Origin of the sequence: Pseudomonas sp. B6002, assembly GCF_013385985.1 — a bacterium.
Classification (GTDB): domain Bacteria; phylum Pseudomonadota; class Gammaproteobacteria; order Pseudomonadales; family Pseudomonadaceae; genus Aquipseudomonas.
On sequence record NZ_JACAOY010000008.1, the window covers coordinates 1 to 17,950 of the forward strand.

Below are 17,950 nucleotides of genomic sequence, written 5' to 3' on the forward strand. Positions count from 1 at the left end.
CAACTTACCGTCAAAACCTACACAACTCATTGTTTATCAAGGAGTTTTCCGTTTCGACTGCGCCGGAAGTGGGGCGAATTATAGACTTCTGAAATCGCCCGTCAACCCTTAATTCAACTTTTCTATCAACCCACACCAAATGTCCGAAAAGCGCCTATATAAAGAGGACACTCAGTATTGCTGAGCAATATATTGCTCAACGCCAAGCAGTTAAGCATCATAGCGGCTTCTGCTCCTCTACCAAGACTTCGGACGAACATCCCCAATGACCACCTCCCCCCGCAGCCTGGCTTCTGCGCTGTTTCCAGTCGGCCTGCTCCTGATCGCCATGGCTTCCATCCAGTCAGGCGCCTCGCTGGCCAAGAGCATGTTCCCTATCGTCGGCGCACAAGGCACCACCACCCTGCGCCTGATATTCGCCAGCGTAATCATGCTGCTTCTATTACGCCCATGGCGCGCCAAGCTGACGGCCAAGTCCCTGCGCACCGTCATCGTCTATGGGATGGCGCTCGGCGGAATGAACTTCCTCTTCTATATGTCCTTGCGCACGGTCCCGCTGGGCATCGCCGTAGCCCTGGAGTTCACCGGCCCGCTCGCAGTGGCCATCTATGCTTCCCGCCGAGCAGTCGACTTCCTGTGGATTGCCCTCGCAGTCGCAGGCTTGCTTCTATTGATCCCCACAGGCGAAGCCAGCAGCGGTATCGACCTGACAGGTGCTGCCTACGCCCTCGGCGCCGGTGTCTGCTGGGCGCTCTACATCCTGTTTGGCCAAAAGGCTGGCAATGATAATGGCGTCCAGACAGCCGCCCTCGGCGTCATGATCGCCGCACTGTTTGTCGCGCCGATTGGGATCGTGCACGCAGGCACGGCGCTGCTGACACCCGCCTTGATCCCCATCGCCATCGGCGTGGCCATTCTGTCCACCGCCCTCCCCTACACATTGGAAATGGTTGCCCTCACCCGTCTTCCCGCCCGTACCTTCGGCACCCTGATGAGCATCGAACCCGCATTCGGAGCGCTCTCTGGTCTGTTTTTCCTGCAAGAGCACCTGTCTTTCGCACAATGGATGGCCATCACCTGCATCATTCTGGCGTCCGTAGGTGCCACCCTGACCATGCGCAACGAATCCAAACCACTGGTGCCAGCAGATTAATCATCTTTAAAAGTAGCTCTAGTATTTGCCGTTCATTTAGGCCATGTTTATGTCGTAAACGAATGTCATTCATGGAGAATTTCGACAAGGACTGCACGAACGCTACACTCGAGAGCGAGTAGAGCCTGCTTCGAGCCTTTTTGGCGAAGCGGCTATTAAGGATAGGAATGAAGCGAATTTTGATACTGTTAATGGTCGTGGCCATGGCTGGCTGTGCCGCGACCACCAAGACAGAAGTGAAACGGGGCAAAAAAGGGCTGCATATCAACTGTTCCGGCCTGTCCTCATCCTGGGATCAGTGCTACACCAGTGCAACCAATTCATGCGGCGCCAAGGGTTATCGTGTTATCGCTAAGTCCGGTGACAACTCGGAAGAGCCAGGGGACTACCCTTTCGGCCTCAACCCGGCCGGCTACACAAGCCGCAGCATGATCGTCATCTGCAAATAACCGCCTGAGCAGTCCTCTTCTGACTGCTCACATTAATTTCTTCAGACACCCCCGGCATTCGCAACGCTACGTCTAGACTCCTGCTCGATAATCGAGCCTATGGAGTCCCCATGACACACAACAAGAAAATCGTATTGGTAGTGGGTGCCGGTGACGCCACCGGCGGCGCCATTGCCAAACGCTTCGCGCGCGAAGGTTATGTGGCCTGCGTCACCCGTCGCAGCGCTGACAAATTGCAGCCTCTGGTCGACAGCATCCAGTCAGCGGGTGGCGAAGCCCACGGCTTTGCCTGTGATGCGCGCAAGGAAGACGATGTCATCGCGCTCATCGAACAGATCGAGACTCAGCTGGGCCCCATCGAAGCCTTCGTCTTCAACATCGGCGCCAACGTACCGTGCAGCATCCTCGAAGAAACCGCCCGCAAGTATTTCAAGATTTGGGAAATGGCCTGCTTCTCAGGCTTCCTGAATGCGCGGGAAGTGGCCAAGCGCATGGTCACCCGTAACCGCGGCACCATCCTGTTCACCGGCGCCACCGCAGGTTTGCGTGGCGGCGCGGGCTTTGCCGCGTTTGCCGGCGCCAAACATGGTATCCGCGCCTTGGCGCAAAGCATGGCGCGGGAGCTTGGGCCCATGAACATCCACGTGGCCCACGTGGTGGTCGACGGCGCCATAGACACCGACTTCATTCGCGACAATTTCCCGCAGAAATACGCCCTTAAAGATCAGGACGGCATCCTCAACCCCGACCACATCGCCGACAACTATTGGTACCTGCACAGTCAGCCACGCGACGCCTGGACCTTTGAATTGGACCTGCGCCCCTGGAACGAGCCCTGGTAAACACCCCATAACAATAAGCAGCGAGCACCGACCATGAGTAAAACCCTGGAATTCTTCTTCGACCTCGGCAGCCCCGCCACCTACCTGGCCTACACCCAATTGCCTGCGCTGTGTGCTGAAACCGGCGCGCAACTGGTCTACCAACCCATGTTATTGGGCGGCGTGTTCAAAGCCACCGGCAATGCCTCCCCCATCACCGTTCCCGCCAAGGGCCGCTACATGTTCGATGACCTGGCGCGCTACGCCCAACGCTACAACGTGCCTCTCAAGTTCAACCCGCACTTCCCCATCAACACCTTGGGGCTGATGCGGGCCGTCACCGGCATTCAGATGCACCAACCACAACGCTTCCTCAGTTTTATTGATTGCCTGTTTAAAGCCCTGTGGGTAGAAGGCCGCCATTTAGGCGACCCCGCTGTGGTAGCGCAGGTCCTGACCGAACACGGCTTTGACCCGGAGGAAGTCCTGGCCCTGGCCAACGATGACGCCGTAAAGACCGCACTCAAGGACAAGACCGAACAGGCGGTGCAGCGCGGCGTGTTCGGCGCACCCAGCCTGTTTGTAGGCAACCGGCTGTTCTTCGGTCAGGACCGTCTGGATTTTGTGCGCGAAGCCCTGCGCTAGATCTCGATCGCCAAGCGTCCTTGAGCACCGCTTGCGAGCAAATCGTAAGCGGCATTGGCAGTCAGCAGATCGAAATGATGAGAATCCATGATCGGCTTCAGCTTGCCGGCGTCGATCAAGCGGGCCGCCTCGGCGAGTATCTGCCCATGGTGCTCGCGGCCCTTGCCCGTCAACAACGGCAACAACGTAAAGACGCCCGAATAGGTCGCCCCACGGAACGACAACGGTGCCAGGCTGTGCTGCCCCCAACCAAGGCAGCTCACCACATGGCCGTGATAGGTCTTGGCCGCTCGAAACGAGGCATCCAGCGTCACGCCCCCAACGGTGTCATACACAATGTCGAACCCCTCACCCTCAGTGTGCATCGCCACATACGCCTCGACCGTGTGTTGCTGATAGTCGATAAAGGTGGCGCCCAGGCCTTCAATGGTTGCTCGGTGTTTCGCAGACCCCGTCGCATAAACGTCTGCGCCATAAGCCAGGGCCAATTGCACCGCGATATGCCCCACACCCCCAGCGCCACCTTGAATCAAGACTTTGTGCCCCGGGCCTACATGAGCACGGTCAACCAAGCCTTCCCAGGCCGTGATCAGCACCAGCGGCAATACGGCGGTTTCACGCATGCTCAAGGACGCCGGTTTTCGCGCCAACAAACGCGCATCGACCACCGCATATTCAGCCAACGCGCCTTGCGCACCGCCAATCCCTGCCCCTAACGCGTAAACCTCATCGCCCACCTGCCATTCACCTGCCAACACACCCACCGCTTCGACAGTCCCCGCCAGGTCCATGCCGAGGATCGCAGGCAACGGTTGTTGAGCATGTGCCGCCTGGCCTGCGCGAACTTTCGCATCCAAAGGGTTGAGGCCGACGGCGTGTATACGCACCAGCACCTGCCCAGCGCCCGCCACCGGCTTGGCGATGGCCATCAGGCGAAAAGGTGCGTCGACGGAATCCACCACCAGCGCCTGCATTTCAGTCGTATCGGTCATTTCGGTAATCTCGGTTCATTGAAAGTGAGGCCAATGATCCACCTGCAGACTCATGCCGATAAGACGCCAAAACGCTATAGTGCCCATGCGTATAGGGCATGAATGAGGCACTTCCATGGACAAGCTCCACGCAATGGCGATTTTTGTGCGAGTGATCGAGCGGGGCAGCTTTTCCGCCGTCGCCCGGGAACTGCAGACCACCCAGCCCACCATCAGCAAAGTGTTGCGCGCCCTGGAACAAGAACTGGGCGGCAAACTGATCTCCCGCAGCACGCGCCACCTGTCCCTGACCGACGAAGGTCAGCGGTACTACACCCATTGTCGAGAAATCCTCGCCGCCGTGGATGCTGCGGAACACAGCTTCCAGACCGGCAAGGAAAGCATCGCCGGCCCCCTGCGCATCGGCTCATCAGTAAGTTTTGGCCACCTGCATATCGCCTCACGGCTGAGTGGATTCCTGCAGCAATACCCCGACGTGCAGGTGGACCTGCAACTCAGCGATCAACTGCAAGACCTGGTCAGCGAAGGCCTGGACGTCACCTTGCGCATTGGCGAGTTGCGCGACAGCGGCCTGATCGCCCGGCAAATCGGCACCACCCATCGCGTCACCCTGGCCAGCCCGGCCTACCTGGCCCGACACCCCGCCCCGCAAACTCCAAAGGACCTCGCCCAGCACAACTGCCTGCTCTTCAACCTGCTGAGCAGCCAGAACCAGTGGACCTACGAAAAAGACGGTACGCGACACTCTGTGCGCATCACCGGCAACGCCCAGAGCAACAACTCTGAAGCGGTGCGGGAAATGGTGTTGACGGGGCTCGGCATTGCGCTGTCGCCCCTGTGGCTGTTCTACGACGACTTGATAGCCGGCCGCGTGGTGGCACTGTTGCAGGATTACACCCCGCAGTCACTGCCGATCCATGCGGTGTCGGCACCCAATCGCCGCCAGTCGGCCCGGGTCAAGGCGTTCGTCGATTACCTCGCCGACGCCCTGGCCCAGGCCGCCGAGCTGCAACCGATCAGATAGCCGCCGTACGCAACTGCAACCACTCAAGCCCCGCGCCACTGAGCAATGGGCTCAGGCGCTCACGCACCTCTGCGTGATAGGCGTTGAACCACTCACGCTCCTCTGCCGTCAGCAACGAAGGCTCCAGGCAACGGGTATCAATCGGGCACAAGGTCAGAGTTTCAAACTTGAGGAACTCGCCAAACTCAGTCTTGCCCGCTTCACGGTTCAGCACCAGGTTTTCGATTCGCACCCCCCAACGACCCGGGCGATAAGTCCCCGGCTCAATCGAAGTGATCATCCCCGCTTGCATCGCGGTTTGTGGCGCGGTCGCCGCCTGATAGGCAATCACTTGCGGGCCTTCATGCACATTGAGGAAATAACCTACCCCGTGCCCGGTGCCGTGGCCGTAGTCCACGCCTTCGGCCCAGATCGGCGCGCGCGCAATCGAATCGAGCAAAGGCGACAGAATGCCTTTGGGGAAATGCGCACGGGACAAGGCAATCACACCTTTCAGCACGCGTGTGCAGTCACGCTTCTGCTCCTCACTCGGCGTACCGATAGGCACCATCCGCGTGATGTCAGTGGTACCCCCCAAGTACTGGCCACCCGAATCGATCAGCAACAAGCCGTCACCTTCGATCACCGCGTGCTCTTCTTCGGTCGCGTGGTAGTGCGGCATCGCGCCATTGGCGTTATACGCCGCGATAGTGTTGAAACTCAGCGACACGTAACCCGGGCGACGGGTACGTGCGGCGGTCAGGTGCTCATCAATGGTCAGTTCAGTGATGCGTCCACGGCCCAGCGCGCCGTCCAGCCAGGCGAAGAACTCGCACAGGGCTGCGCCGTCTTGCTCCATGGCCTGGCGAATGTGTTCCGCGTCCGCCAGGCTCTTGCGGGATTTAGCCAATGTAGTCGGGTTCAACCCTTCGATCAGCTTGACGCCGGTGTCGAGATTCTCCAGCAAGCCCGCAGTGACGCGAGCCGGGTCAACTTGCAGGCTTACACCCGACGGCACAGCGCGCAACGCTTCAGCCACTTCGCTGTAATCGCGCAGGGTGACGCCATCTTGCTCCAGCACGGCGCGCAACTCGGCATCGACCTTGCTCAGCGCCACAAACAAAGTGGCCTGCTGTTGGTTGATCAACGCAAAGGACACGAACACCGGATTGAACGACACATCACCGCCGCGCAGGTTGAACAGCCAGGCGATGTCATCCAGGGTGGCGATGAGGTGCCAATCGGCACCCTTTTCTTTCAGACTCGCCCGCAAGGCAGCGAGTTTTTCTCCGCGGCTGACGGTGGCCTGCGGCGGCAAGTGCTGATAGATCGGTTGGTTCGGCAACGCCGGGCGGTCCTTCCACACCTCATCGAGCAGGTCGATATCGGTACGCAAGCGTGCGCCACGCTCCGCCAGCTTTGTGCCCAAGGTGCGCGCCGACGCCACCGCCATCACCGCGCCATCCACTGCCACTACACCGCCTTCCGGGGTCTGCTCGGCCAGCCATTCCAGCGGGCCGGGTTGGCCCGGCTGCAACTTCACCAGCTCGATGCCACTGCCCTTGAGTTCCTTGGTCGCCTGCTCCCAATACCGGCTATCGGCCCAGACACCGGCGAAATCGGCGGTGACAATCAATGTCCCCACCGACCCGTGGAACCCCGACAACCATTGGCGCCCCTGCCAGTAACCCGGCAAGTATTCCGACAAGTGCGGGTCCGCCGACGGCACCAGGAGGGCGTGGACGCCCTCGCGGCTCATCAGTTCGCGGGTATGCGCCAGGCGCTGGGGAACCGTTCCATGGGTCAAAGGCTGCGTGCTCATTCTGTCTCCTGCTAACCACGAATAATTGTTATGTGTTGCGATTGAAAACTCAGACCGCCCAGAACGCCGGTGCACTGGCGAGGGCCACCTTGATCAGTTGTACCGCCTGGTCGATGTCCTGCTCGGTGGTAAACCGGCCCAGGCTTAGGCGAATGGTGCGCCCGGCGCTGCGGGCATCATGGCCCAGGGCCAGAAGCACGTGGGACGGGGCGTTGCTCGCCGAGTTGCAGGCCGACGTGGCCGAAAAGGCAATCCCTGCGCTCAACGCAGCGGAGTTGAACTCACCCTCGTCGAACGTAAGGCTCAGGGTGTGGGGAATGCGTTGGGTGGGGCTGCCATTCAGGCGCACACCGGCGACAGACGCCAACTGATCCAGCAAACGCTGACGCAGAGCGACAATTGCCGCCTTCTCTTCAACGAACGACTGCGCCGCCAAGGCAAACGCGGTGCCCATGCCGGCAATCTGATGAGTCGCCAGAGTGCCGGAGCGCAAGCCACCCTCGTGGCCACCGCCGTGAATCTGCGCCAGCACCTTCTGCTGCGCCCGTGGCCCGACGTACAGCGCGCCAATACCCTTGGGGCCGTACACCTTGTGTGCAGAAAACGACATCAGGTCCACGGGCCACTGGGCCAGGTCGATCGCCACCTTGCCCGCCCCTTGCGCCGCGTCCACATGCAACAGCGCGCCATGGTCACGCACGCGCGCGCCAATCGCAGGGATATCGTTCAGGGTGCCCAGCTCGTTGTTGACCAGCATCAGCGACACCAGGAAGGTGTCTTCACGCAGCGCTTCGCTCACGGCGTCGGCACTGATCAGGCCCTGGGTATCCGGCACCAGGTAGGTCACGGCCACGCCGGCCTCCTGCAATTGCCGCGCAGTGTCCAGGGTTGCCTTGTGCTCGATCTGGCTGGTGATGATATGCCCACCCGCTATACCGCGCGCCTGGGCGACGCCCTTGATGGCAAGGTTATTCGATTCGGTGGCACCGGAGGTCCAGACGATCTGCTCAGCCTGGGCCCCCACCAACTCGGCCACCTGGCGACGCGCCTGCTCGACCGTTTGCCGGGCCGCCTGGCCAAACGCATGGGAGCTGGACGCCGGGTTGCCGAAATTGGCATTGAAACCCAGGCACTCGACCATCACCTGGATGACCCGCTCATCCACCGGGGTGGTGGCGGCGTAGTCGAAATACAACGGACGTTTATTCATAACCTAAAGACTCGCAGAGCGTGTTCCCGAGAACAGCGTCCCAGGGGCATCGACCAAGACAGGGGCCATCAGGTTTACCTGACCGAATACCATTAAAGAAAGACCACTTTATTGCAAATGTGCGTAGGAACGCTCCTGAAATTCAGCTTAACAGCCTGAACGGCGGGGCCGTTAGAACGATTGGGCCTAAATAAAAAAACCGAAAAGTCGCTCCCACGAACTTTTCGGTTTCTCGTCGCGTTCCCTTGGCTTAAACGTTCGTAAAAATCCCCGTCACCGGATCCACATTCCCTCCGTACGGCACGGTCGTCCCAGCAGCCCTGGCGATAGTGGCCCAAATGCGCTGCATATCGACCATGGTATTGCCGATCACCGGGTTGCCTTCCTGATGCCGATCACCCTGTGCCGTAATATTGAAATAACGCCCTGCGCCGTCCCCACTCTTGAGCAAACCACTGGCGCCGCCCATCAAGACCAGCGGCATGTCCTTGGTATGTTCAGGCGCACCATCAGCCATCTCACTGGTGAACACCACCAGCGTGTGCTTGAGCAAACTGTCACCGGGTACATCGGGGTCCGCATGACGCGCCAACTCATCCATAAACAGCTTGGCCCGCTGGGTGTACCACTGCCGGGATTTTTTCCATACCTCCAGCCCTGCATAACGGTGCGCGCAATCATGGGGGTTGGTCACGTCGCTGACGTCCAGGATATTGAGCGACTCCGCCGAGCGCCCCACTTGAATCGTGGCCACACGGGTGATGCCACACGCCAATGCAGTCGCAACCACTTGATGATGACTGCTTTGTACCTGGTTACGAAACTGCGCAGACTTGAAAGGCACCTCATCCAACGCCAGCGGTGAACACTCACCAATCGGCGGCAGCGTTTCCTCCATGTCTTTCATGGTTTGCTCCACAGAATCAAGCTGCGTGTCGAGCTTCTGTTTCTGCGCACCGGCGAGTTTGCTTCGAAGCTCGTTGATGTCAGCCAGCACCGGGTCGAACACATGCTTGTTGCGCGTCAGTTGCTCGCGCAGGTCACGACTGACGGAGCCAAAGATCTTTTCGTACATCAATACCGGATCCTGCTCAGGCCTGCGCATCGCGCCACCACTTTCCGGCCCTTCCCACGAGACCTGCCAGGCGGTGCCATCAATCCCCGAGTGCGGCCCGGAAAAAAGACTGCGCTGGGACGGGTCCGTACCCGGCATGTGCCGTCCCAGCAACACATCAATGGAGGCCATTTTCTTCTCACGGTCGCGCAAGGCCCACGTCCAGCCGTTGTGGCCTTCATTGCCCGGCCCCAGAATTGTGCCACGCAGATAAAGGGACTGGTTTTTATAAGCCGCCAGTTCCTGGCTGACTTCATTGAGCTGGAAGTCAGAAGTATCCAAGGCACTGGCGCTGGGATGCCAGAGGCCCCGCCCATCACTGGAGTAAGCAGAGCCGGAGTCCACTGCCAGCCCATCCGGCACCACAAAAAACACGACCTTAAGTTTGGCTTGCTGGGTTTGCCCCGCCAAGACCATGCGTGCCAAGCCACACTGCGTGAGCGGTGCAAACACGCCCATGGCGGCCAGCCCGGCCAGGAAACGACGACGGCTCTTCAAGATATCCATGATCAATCCCTCTGCGTCTTGAATTGGAACGCGTTGGAAGTGCCCAGCGTTCGCAGCATCGCGGGCAACGAGCCGGTGCCCTTCAACCCGTCGGTAATCGCCTTGACCGTTGCGGACGTGGACTCGTCGGATTTGTTACCCGAGGCAAAACGGAAGTAGCTGTCTGCCATGCAAAACATCGATGCCGAGTTGTGTGCGATCAACTTGGAGATGTCCCGCACATCCTCGATAGGCACCGTCCCGTCGACGCCAATGAACGGGCCAGACGACTTGATCGGCAACTGCACAGGAAACTGCGCGTAGTTGTAGGCTTGCTCCTGCAGGCGATAGCGCCCAGTGGCGTCGTAATGCTCCATCGACGAACCGGTGTCGTTCATATACTGATGGCACTGCCAGCAACGCCCCCCCGAAGCCTGCTCACCGTTCACCAAATCCCAGCGCTCACGGGTCGTGATGGCGCGCGGCGGATAAGTGGGTTCCGTCGGCTCGGCTTCGACGGGCGCCCCAAACTCTCGGCAGAACAGGTTTTCGCGAATCGCAATGCCACGTTTGACCAGCGAGGTGACCTTGTAGTCGGAAGTCGCCGCCTGGAACAGTCCCAAGTGCAGCAAGCCACCGCGCTTCTCATCCACGGCCACCTTCTGCATCGCATCGCCCGTGACCCCACTGATACCGTAGTGCTCGGCCAGCGCCCGGTTAAGGAAAGTCACACCAGGGTTGAACAACTCATCCAGCGTGCCCCTGCCGTCAAGCATGACATGGCGGGTCAACAATGCTTGCTCCTGAGTCATCAGTTGGATCATCGGCGCATCCAACCCCGGTTTTTCCTGCACACCGCGCTGCGTCTTGATGTAGTAACTGATGAACCGATTGAAATGTTCCAGGCCACGTTCGGTGTGCATCATCCGGTCGATCTCGGCCGCTATTTGCTCCTGGGTCTGCAATTCATTGCGCTCAGCCTTGGCCAACAGTTGCGCATCCGGAGTAGTGCCCTGGTAGGTGTAGGACAACGCCGTCGCCACCTCGTAAGGGGTCAGTTTGTAGACGCCGCCTTGCCCTGCCACTGCCTGCCCCAGCTCAGAGCGGTACAGAAAGTGGGGGGACAGCAACAATGCCGTGACCAGCGCCGGCTCCCCGTGCTCATCGAGTACAGCCTGATAACGCGCCAGCTCTGCCTCGGTCAGATGGCGACGAAACAGCCTGTAGCCCAGCGCCCCCACCGACTGGCTATTGGTGGCGGATTCAAGCCGTTTGACCTGCTCGGGCGACACCCGCTCGGCGATGGAGACGGCCATGTCATACAGTTGCCTGATGTCTTCAGCCTGCAGGAATCCCATGCTGGCTTCACCCGGGTACTTGAAGTCTTTTTCAGATTTATCTGCAGGCAACTTTTCGGTGTTAACCGCCACCGCCAAAACATCCCACACGCTGTTGGCGTATTCATCACGGGTCAACAGCCGCACCTGCCGCAAGCCATACGCATCGTTCGGGCTCAGGTAGGGCGCCCACACCACGTCAAACAAGTGCTTGCTGATCTCGGTGGCACAGGTGGTATCACAATGCCCGGCGACCGGCATGCTCTGAATCTGCCTTACCAGCGCATCCTGGCCCGCAGCGCTCCACGCAACGGCCATGCGCAGGTTCTTGAAGAACTCCACCGCATGGCATTTGGTGCATGCCTCGGCCAGCACTGTTTCGCCCAGCTTCGGCTCGTGGCGATAGGCAATCGGCGTCAGTTGTTCGTCCTGGCTTTCTTCGTTGATACGCAGGGGCACGCGCTCAGGCTGTGGCTTCTCTTGCGGATAATAGGGATAGAGGATGTCGTACTCCCCATAGTCGAAAAGCCGGGTGACGCTCTCCCCCCAAGGCACCTCCACCACCTCCGGTGCTGCACCTGCGGGGTCTTTTTTCTGTACGGTGAAGTGCCACTTGGCAGCCGTCACCGAGACCGGCTTGGGAGGTGCCAACAGCGTAATCTTGATGTCCAGCTTGATCGGCCGTTCAAGGTATTGCAGGTTCACCGTCGGCGTGCTGTTCTCGGCTGACAAGATGACCTGCGTGGTGCGCACTTGGGGAATCCAGTTTTTCACATCGTTGAGTCGCACCTGATAGGTGCCGTAGGGCAAGCCTTTTAGAATCAAGGCAGCCTCGCTGTCCGCAGGATTGAACGATGCATGGAACTGCCGGGTATTGCCGCCCGGCGAGACCAGCGTGCCACTGAGCATTTCATCTTCCAGTTCAGCCGCAGGCGCCAGCATCGGACGCAAGGTCAGCTGCGTGTCCGGCAGGCCCGCAGGGTCGTAGCTGACGCGGTAGATCACCCCGGCGACATCGTCAGACACCAGCAGGCTTTTGTCCGCCAACTCGAGGAAATCCGCCGGCCGGCCGACGCAGGAATCGTCCAGGCAATACACATCAAAACGTTGAGGGTCCTGAATAAACCCGTTGATCAGCGGGATCTGATTGACCACCCGCGTGCCGTTCTGGATCGACACAACCCGCACGTCCATGCCCGGCCGCTCTGCCGTACCCGCACCGTGCACCGCCACCAGCATATTCTGGGTGCCCGCGCGCGCCGGGAAGCCATCCCAGAACTTAAGCCCCAGGGGCGCCGTGTTGGTGCCCAGCTCAAAGGCGGCTGGCACATAGTCTTTCGGGTCGATCTGCTGCAAGGATTTGTCGGAAACAATCGCACCCTGCACCAGGGGCGGCTGAATGACGCCCGGGTTGCGAAACTCTTCCTCGGTAAACCCCTGCGTCCCTTTGCCAAACAGATAAGGCACGCCAAAGTGCTGGTTGGCGCCGCTGATGCGATTGAGCTCATCGGGGTTGGGGTACCCCTGGCGATTGTTATCGGTAAACCAGATCTCACCGGTCTTGGGGTTCCAGTCAAACCCCACGGAATTGCGCACGCCCTTAGCCAGTATCTCGGCCTTGCCGGTCACCGTGTCATACCGCAACAAGGTGCCATAGCGCGGGTCGGCGGGAATCATGCACAGGTTGCAGGGTATGCCGACCGCGGTGTACAGGCCTTTGTCGGTAGGGTCCAGCGGATTGAAATGCAGAGGGTGCTTCATATGCCAGAAGCGTGTGCTCGAACCCGAACTGACAGGAGGCAACGGGAACACCGAGTCATCGGCTGGGAACTTGAACACCAACTCGGGTGAAGGGTCCTTGTAGTGCGCATCGGCGTCGCGTAAGCGATAAAGGCCGCCGGTAGTCGAGTAGTACAAGTCTGCGTCGCGATACACCACGCCATGGGGCTCTTCCAGGCCACTGGCAACCACATGGATACCCGTCGGTTTGCCCGCGCTGTCGAGCGGCAAGGCGTAGATCATATCGGCGATTTTTCCGTCATAGACGTAAGAAGGAATCGCACTGGAGCCGACGTACAGCACGTTCTTGCCCATCGCCATTTGCCGCGGCTGAATCAGGCCCTGGGCAAACAATTCGATTTTGATACCTGGCAGACCACTGAGTTTGTCCGCGCGTACCGGTGGTCGATACTTGAGGGTGACGGCTTGTTCCTCGCCCTCTTCGCGCAGAAACGAAACAATGCGTGGCGTGTTCAACGGCACGAACCCATCCGCCACGTTCATCACCAATTGGTAATCGCAGGCCTTCAAGTTGTCGAGATGGATCGTCTCGCCGGATTTGGCGCTGATGGGGATCTCTTCGGCCTTGCAGCGCAAGACGCCGGTGACGATTTGATCAGCACGCGCCACGCCAGGTACAGGGTTGCCGATCGGCCCACGGCCGCTCAATGTGGCGAAACTCAAGGTGAGCCGGTTGCCCTGGAAACCTCCGCATTCGCCCAGGTCTTTCCAGGCGTCCGGCCAGATGACCGCCCCATTGCCAGCGGGCAGGCCCGGGTTGTAGCCAGGTTGCTTGCACCATTGCCAACTGCCGACACCAAGCGGTGCCTCCTCATCCTTCCAGCACTCGAACTGCCGGCCGACATTCTGCACCTGGTCACCCTGCGCATAAGCCTTGCCCGCCTCATAAGGCGGCGCCGTACACGCCTGAGAAGGCAAGTCAGGCGATGGCGTCCGAGTGGGCGTGTAAAAGAAATAAAGCAGAATGGCCAATACCGCAAAGCCGATGAGCCCGATCGACAAGACGCGGGGAAAACGCGGAAATAGCTTCATGACTTGCGATCCATTGGCAAGCCAAGTGGTTCTTCCATCCAGGAAGGACTACACATTCACCGTCCTGCTGCGAAACACCCGGCAGGAACCCCATCCAAAACTCACGGGCTCCAGAGTTCCAATTCTGAATGTCTTGCAAGGCTATTCCATTGCGTGACCACGACATGGCGTAAAGCCATAGAGACAGGAACCAACAGACACTCAACCCAATCATCCACCCAACCGTTCAGGTGCGATGACTTGCTACAGCTAAGTTCTAGTTGGGGGGCAACTCGCCGTCAAACCCTGGCCGTTACCTGCCGTCGGATAGGCATCAGCTCGCACGACCGCCGTGGTGAGCCGATTGCTGTGCATTCATCTCGGCCTGCTGATCAAAACCAAACGCTTTCTGCGGCTGGCCGGTCAGCGCAGCGCGCTGCTGTTGGTACTCATCAAACGACAGGCCGCGCCGGCTCAACGCTTCCAACGCCAATTGCTTGCTTTCTTCGGCGGTGTAGGGGCGCAACTCAGGGGAAGGATGAGTCGCACACCCGGCGAGGACAGCGCTGACAACTAACAAGCAAATGGCGAGAAAACGGTTCATGGCGAAGGCCCTGCGAAAGAGGTTTTAAGTCAATGAACACAGGCTACTCCCGGCCCTTGGCAACGAAAAATCAACCGACGTGATAGTCGCTATCAACCGTTCAGGCACCTTCGATAGCGCGCTCTTTATATTTCTTTACGATCTATAAATATGGAAATACGTTCATTTACGGCATAACCGTAACCCTCTATAACTGCCTCACACCCGATCAACACTGTTCGCCACGCAACTGTTGCCCTGGCAACAGTCATTCAACAAAACACCAGGCAGACAACAGCTTCATTTCTCAGCAGTGAGCCTGCAGCCCACGCCAATCAAGGCTTTGCACCTTTGGTACAGCTCTTGCTCAACACGTTTGACCTCACCTGCTATGAACCACTGTTGAAAAAGGAACTGTTCATGACCCGTCCCCTGAATGTCGTTGCCCTCTCCGGCGGAACCTGGCGTCCGTCCCGTACCCTCGTCCTGACCCACGCCGTGCTGGCTGAACTGGCCACCCTGCTGCCGATCCAGGCCACCGTGATCGAACTGGGCGATATCGCCCGGCCGCTGGGCGGCGCGTTGTCACGCGATGAACTGCCCGCCGAAGTCGAAGCGCAACTGTTGGCCATCGAACAGGCCGACTTGTTGATCGTTGCCGCACCGGTCTATCGCGGCTCCTACCCGGGCCTGCTCAAGCACTTGTTCGACCTGATTGGCCTGAACGCGCTGATCAACACCCCCGTGCTGCTCGCCGCCACCGGTGGCAGCGAGCGTCACGCGCTGGTGCTCGATCACCAGTTGCGCCCGCTGTTCAGCTTCTTCCAGGCCTTGACCTTGCCGATTGGCGTGTACGCCACCGAGGCCGACTTCACCGACTACCAAATCACCAGCGAGTTGTTAAAGGCCCGTATCCAACTGGCGGCCGAACGCGCGGCGCCGTTGTTTGCAGCGCACGCCCCTTCTTTGCTGAAAATCGCCTAAGGATTTGTCATGGATGTTTTCTGGTTTCTGCCGACTCACGGCGACGGGCATTACCTGGGCACCACCCAAGGCGCACGGCCGGTCACCCTCAATTACCTCAAGCAAGTCGCCCAGGCGGCTGACAGCCTGGGTTACCACGGCGTGTTGATTCCTACCGGGCGCTCGTGCGAAGACTCCTGGGTCATCGCCTCGGCGCTGGTGCCGCTGACCGAACGCCTGCGTTACCTGGTGGCGATCCGCCCGGGCATCATCTCGCCCACGGTGTCCGCACGCATGGCAGCCACCCTGGACCGTCTGTCCAATGGCCGCCTGCTGATTAACGTGGTGACCGGTGGCGACCCTGACGAAAATCGCGGTGACGGCAGCTTCCTCGACCACAGCGAACGCTATGAGGTCACCGACGAATTCCTGCGCATCTGGCGCCGCGTATTGCAGGGTGAATCAGTCGATTTCGAAGGCAAACACCTGCGCGTACAGAATGCCAAGGCGCTTTACCCTCCGGTGCAGAAGCCGTATCCGCCGCTGTACTTCGGCGGTTCTTCCGACGCCGCCCACGACCTCGCCGCCGAGCAGGTGGACGTGTACCTCACCTGGGGCGAGCCGCCTGCTGCCGTCGCACAAAAACTCGCGGATGTGCGTGAGCGCGCCGCACGCCACGGGCGCACCGTGAAGTTCGGCATTCGCCTGCACGTGATCGTGCGCGAGACCGAAGAAGAGGCGTGGAAAGCCGCCGACAAACTGATCGAACACATCAGCGACGACACCATCGCCGCCGCGCAAAAATCGTTCTCGCGCTTTGACTCCGAAGGCCAGCGCCGCATGGCCGCGCTGCACGACGGGCGCCGCGACAACCTGCAAATCGCGCCCAACCTGTGGGCCGGCGTCGGCCTGGTGCGTGGCGGTGCCGGCACGGCGCTGGTGGGCAACCCGCAGCAAGTGGCCGAGCGCATCAAGGAATACGCGGACCTGGGGATCGAGAGCTTTATTTTCTCCGGCTACCCGCACCTGGAAGAAGCCTATCGCTTTGCCGAACTGGTGTTCCCATTGCTGCCCGAGCCGTACGCCAGCCTGGCCGGGCGCGGCGTGACAAACCTAACGGGCCCGTTTGGCGAAATGATTGCCAACGATGTGCTGCCCACAAAAGACAAGGCCTGAGAGCGCTGAGATCTGCTTGATGGGGACACTGCTTTTCTGTGGGAGCCGGGCTTGCCCGCGATGCAGGCGACTCGGTGTTTCAGTGATACCGAGGTGATGCCATCGCAGGCAAGCCAGCTCCCACATTAATCGTCATCACCCATCAGATAGTGCCCGAATTTCGATCGTCTTATTGAGGAACACCGCGTGACAGCCAAACCCCACAGCGTCCTGCCATCGCCTGCGCAGACCGCCAAATTGCTCGCCGCCGAATTCGCCCTCACCGCCGTCGAGCGCGATGAGCGCGGCGGCACGCCCAAAGCCGAGCGCGATGCCCTGCGTCAAAGCGGTCTGCTGGCCCTGAGCATCCCCACCCAATACGGCGGCCTCGGCGCGCGCTGGAGTGAAACCCTGGGCATCGTGCGTGAGTTCGCCAAGGTCGACAGTTCCATCGCCCATGTCTTCGGTTTTCATCACTTGATGCTCGCCACCGTGCGCCTGTTTGCACGCCCGGACCAATGGCAACCCTGGTTCGAACAGACCGCTCGCAAGAACTGGTTCTGGGGCAACGCTCTCAACCCGCTGGACACGCGCACGGTGGTCAAGGACTTCGGCGGCTGGCGCGAGTTTTCCGGCAAGAAGAGCTTCTGCTCCGGCGCCAGCGACTCGGAAATGCTGATCGCCTCCGCCGTCGATGAAAGTGCCGGCGGCAAACTGTTGATCGCCGCCATCCCCAGCGGGCGCAGCGGCATCACCTTGCATAATGACTGGAACAACATCGGCCAGCGCCAGACCGACAGCGGCAGCGCCAGCTTCGAGCGGGTGCGTGTCGAAGAGTCGGAACTGCTGCTCGATCCGGGCCCGCTGAGCACGCCCTTTGCCTGCCTGCGCCCGTTGATTGCACAGCTGACGTTCACCCATATGTTCCTCGGCATTGCCGAAGGCGCCTTTGAGGAAGCACGGAACTACACCCTCACCGAAACCCGCTCGTGGCACAAATCCTCGGCCGATGACGTGCGCCACGACCCCTATGTGTTGCATCACTACGGTGAGTTCTGGGTCGCCCTCGAAGGGATACGCCTGCTGGTCGAACGCGCCGCCGAGTTGCTCGATCAAGCCTGGGCCAAAGGCCCGAACCTCAGCGAAACCGAGCGCGGTCAACTGGCCATCGCCATCGCCACCGCCAAGGTCGCCGCCACTCGCCAGGGCCTGGACCTGTGCAGCCGGCTGTTTGAAGTCACCGGCGCACGCTCCACCCACGCCTCACTGCGCCTGGACCGCCACTGGCGCAACCTGCGCACCCAGACCTTGCACGACCCGGTGGACTACAAACTCCACGAGCTGGGGGACTGGGCCTTGAACCAATCCCTGCCAATTCCCACGTTCTACTCCTGAGAGAGGTGCCC

General features: G+C 60.1%; 14 protein-coding genes. 8 read left to right on the forward strand and 6 right to left on the reverse strand.

The window, feature by feature from the left end:
- Window positions 1-265: 265 nt before the first annotated feature.
- The 4 genes from rhtA (at window position 266) to HX792_RS12410 (ending at window position 3,068) form a co-directional block, all read left to right on the forward strand.
- Window positions 266-1,153 (forward strand): threonine/homoserine exporter RhtA, encoded by an 888-nt coding sequence (rhtA, locus tag HX792_RS12395; protein WP_176996384.1) that lies wholly within the window; start codon window positions 266-268, stop codon window positions 1,151-1,153.
- A 167-nt stretch (window positions 1,154-1,320) separates the two neighbouring features.
- Window positions 1,321-1,602: a hypothetical protein gene (locus tag HX792_RS12400; protein ID WP_176996385.1), complete on the forward strand. Its 282-nt coding sequence runs from the start codon at window positions 1,321-1,323 to the stop codon at window positions 1,600-1,602.
- A 110-nt stretch (window positions 1,603-1,712) separates the two neighbouring features.
- Complete coding sequence (locus tag HX792_RS12405; RefSeq protein WP_176996386.1) at window positions 1,713-2,444, forward strand: SDR family oxidoreductase; 732 nt, start codon at window positions 1,713-1,715, stop codon at window positions 2,442-2,444.
- Between the two features lie 33 nt (window positions 2,445-2,477).
- Window positions 2,478-3,068: a 2-hydroxychromene-2-carboxylate isomerase gene (locus HX792_RS12410; protein ID WP_176996387.1), complete on the forward strand. Its 591-nt coding sequence runs from the start codon at window positions 2,478-2,480 to the stop codon at window positions 3,066-3,068.
- Here HX792_RS12410 and HX792_RS12415 read toward each other — a convergent pair.
- Window positions 3,065-4,060, reverse strand: a complete 996-nt coding sequence (locus HX792_RS12415) for a zinc-dependent alcohol dehydrogenase family protein (RefSeq protein WP_176996388.1) — start codon at window positions 4,058-4,060, stop codon at window positions 3,065-3,067. The genes HX792_RS12410 and HX792_RS12415 overlap by 4 nt on opposite strands.
- Before the next feature lie 115 nt (window positions 4,061-4,175).
- Between HX792_RS12415 and HX792_RS12420 the strand changes: the two genes are divergently transcribed.
- Complete coding sequence (locus tag HX792_RS12420; RefSeq protein WP_176996389.1) at window positions 4,176-5,084, forward strand: LysR family transcriptional regulator; 909 nt, start codon at window positions 4,176-4,178, stop codon at window positions 5,082-5,084.
- On the opposite strand, the gene HX792_RS12425 is transcribed toward HX792_RS12420, so the two are convergent.
- The 5 genes from HX792_RS12425 to HX792_RS12445 all read right to left on the reverse strand — a co-directional run bounded on the left by HX792_RS12425 (window position 5,077) and on the right by HX792_RS12445 (window position 14,447).
- A complete protein-coding gene (locus HX792_RS12425) occupies window positions 5,077-6,885 on the reverse strand; it encodes an aminopeptidase P family protein (protein WP_176996390.1) in 1,809 nt (602 codons plus the stop codon). The genes HX792_RS12420 and HX792_RS12425 overlap by 8 nt on opposite strands.
- Window positions 6,886-6,934: 49 nt before the next feature.
- The gene (locus HX792_RS12430) at window positions 6,935-8,095 is read right to left on the reverse strand and encodes a cysteine desulfurase family protein (RefSeq protein WP_176996391.1); all 1,161 of its coding nucleotides are present in this window, start codon (window positions 8,093-8,095) and stop codon (window positions 6,935-6,937) included.
- 250 nt (window positions 8,096-8,345) lie between these two features.
- Window positions 8,346-9,668 carry a DUF1552 domain-containing protein gene (locus HX792_RS12435; protein WP_256349843.1) on the reverse strand — a complete coding sequence of 441 codons (1,323 nt, stop codon included), beginning with the start codon at window positions 9,666-9,668 and terminating at the stop codon, window positions 8,346-8,348.
- Between the two features lie 50 nt (window positions 9,669-9,718).
- Complete coding sequence (locus HX792_RS12440; RefSeq protein ID WP_176996393.1) at window positions 9,719-13,864, reverse strand: DUF1592 domain-containing protein; 4,146 nt, start codon at window positions 13,862-13,864, stop codon at window positions 9,719-9,721.
- Window positions 13,865-14,177: 313 nt separating this feature from the next.
- Complete coding sequence (locus HX792_RS12445) at window positions 14,178-14,447, reverse strand: hypothetical protein (protein WP_176996394.1); 270 nt, start codon at window positions 14,445-14,447, stop codon at window positions 14,178-14,180.
- 399 nt (window positions 14,448-14,846) lie between these two features.
- Between HX792_RS12445 and msuE the strand changes: the two genes are divergently transcribed.
- The 3 genes from msuE (at window position 14,847) to HX792_RS12460 (ending at window position 17,939) form a co-directional block, all read left to right on the forward strand.
- Window positions 14,847-15,410, forward strand: a complete 564-nt coding sequence (gene msuE, locus HX792_RS12450; protein WP_176996395.1) for an FMN reductase — start codon at window positions 14,847-14,849, stop codon at window positions 15,408-15,410.
- Window positions 15,411-15,419: 9 nt separating this feature from the next.
- Window positions 15,420-16,565 (forward strand): FMNH2-dependent alkanesulfonate monooxygenase, encoded by a 1,146-nt coding sequence (ssuD, locus tag HX792_RS12455; RefSeq protein ID WP_176996396.1) that lies wholly within the window; start codon window positions 15,420-15,422, stop codon window positions 16,563-16,565.
- 186 nt (window positions 16,566-16,751) lie between these two features.
- Window positions 16,752-17,939 (forward strand): acyl-CoA dehydrogenase family protein, encoded by a 1,188-nt coding sequence (locus HX792_RS12460; RefSeq protein ID WP_176996397.1) that lies wholly within the window; start codon window positions 16,752-16,754, stop codon window positions 17,937-17,939.
- Window positions 17,940-17,950: the final 11 nt, after the last annotated feature.

Bases quoted from the DNA above. Each gene is read 5' to 3' on its own strand.
- HX792_RS12445 (WP_176996394.1), bottom strand. From the start codon at position 14,447: ATGAACCGTTTTCTCGCCATTTGCTTGTTAGTTGTCAGCGCTGTCCTC.
- HX792_RS12435 (WP_256349843.1), bottom strand. From the start codon at position 9,668: ATGGGCGTGTTTGCACCGCTCACGCAGTGTGGCTTGGCACGCATGGTC.
- HX792_RS12430 (WP_176996391.1), bottom strand. From the start codon at position 8,095: ATGAATAAACGTCCGTTGTATTTCGACTACGCCGCCACCACCCCGGTG.
- msuE (WP_176996395.1), top strand. From the start codon at position 14,847: ATGACCCGTCCCCTGAATGTCGTTGCCCTCTCCGGCGGAACCTGGCGT.
- ssuD (WP_176996396.1), top strand. From the start codon at position 15,420: ATGGATGTTTTCTGGTTTCTGCCGACTCACGGCGACGGGCATTACCTG.
- HX792_RS12400 (WP_176996385.1), top strand. From the start codon at position 1,321: ATGAAGCGAATTTTGATACTGTTAATGGTCGTGGCCATGGCTGGCTGT.
- HX792_RS12415 (WP_176996388.1), bottom strand. From the start codon at position 4,060: ATGACCGATACGACTGAAATGCAGGCGCTGGTGGTGGATTCCGTCGAC.
- HX792_RS12405 (WP_176996386.1), top strand. From the start codon at position 1,713: ATGACACACAACAAGAAAATCGTATTGGTAGTGGGTGCCGGTGACGCC.
- rhtA (WP_176996384.1), top strand. From the start codon at position 266: ATGACCACCTCCCCCCGCAGCCTGGCTTCTGCGCTGTTTCCAGTCGGC.
- HX792_RS12440 (WP_176996393.1), bottom strand. From the start codon at position 13,864: ATGAAGCTATTTCCGCGTTTTCCCCGCGTCTTGTCGATCGGGCTCATC.
- HX792_RS12410 (WP_176996387.1), top strand. From the start codon at position 2,478: ATGAGTAAAACCCTGGAATTCTTCTTCGACCTCGGCAGCCCCGCCACC.
- HX792_RS12420 (WP_176996389.1), top strand. From the start codon at position 4,176: ATGGACAAGCTCCACGCAATGGCGATTTTTGTGCGAGTGATCGAGCGG.
- HX792_RS12425 (WP_176996390.1), bottom strand. From the start codon at position 6,885: ATGAGCACGCAGCCTTTGACCCATGGAACGGTTCCCCAGCGCCTGGCG.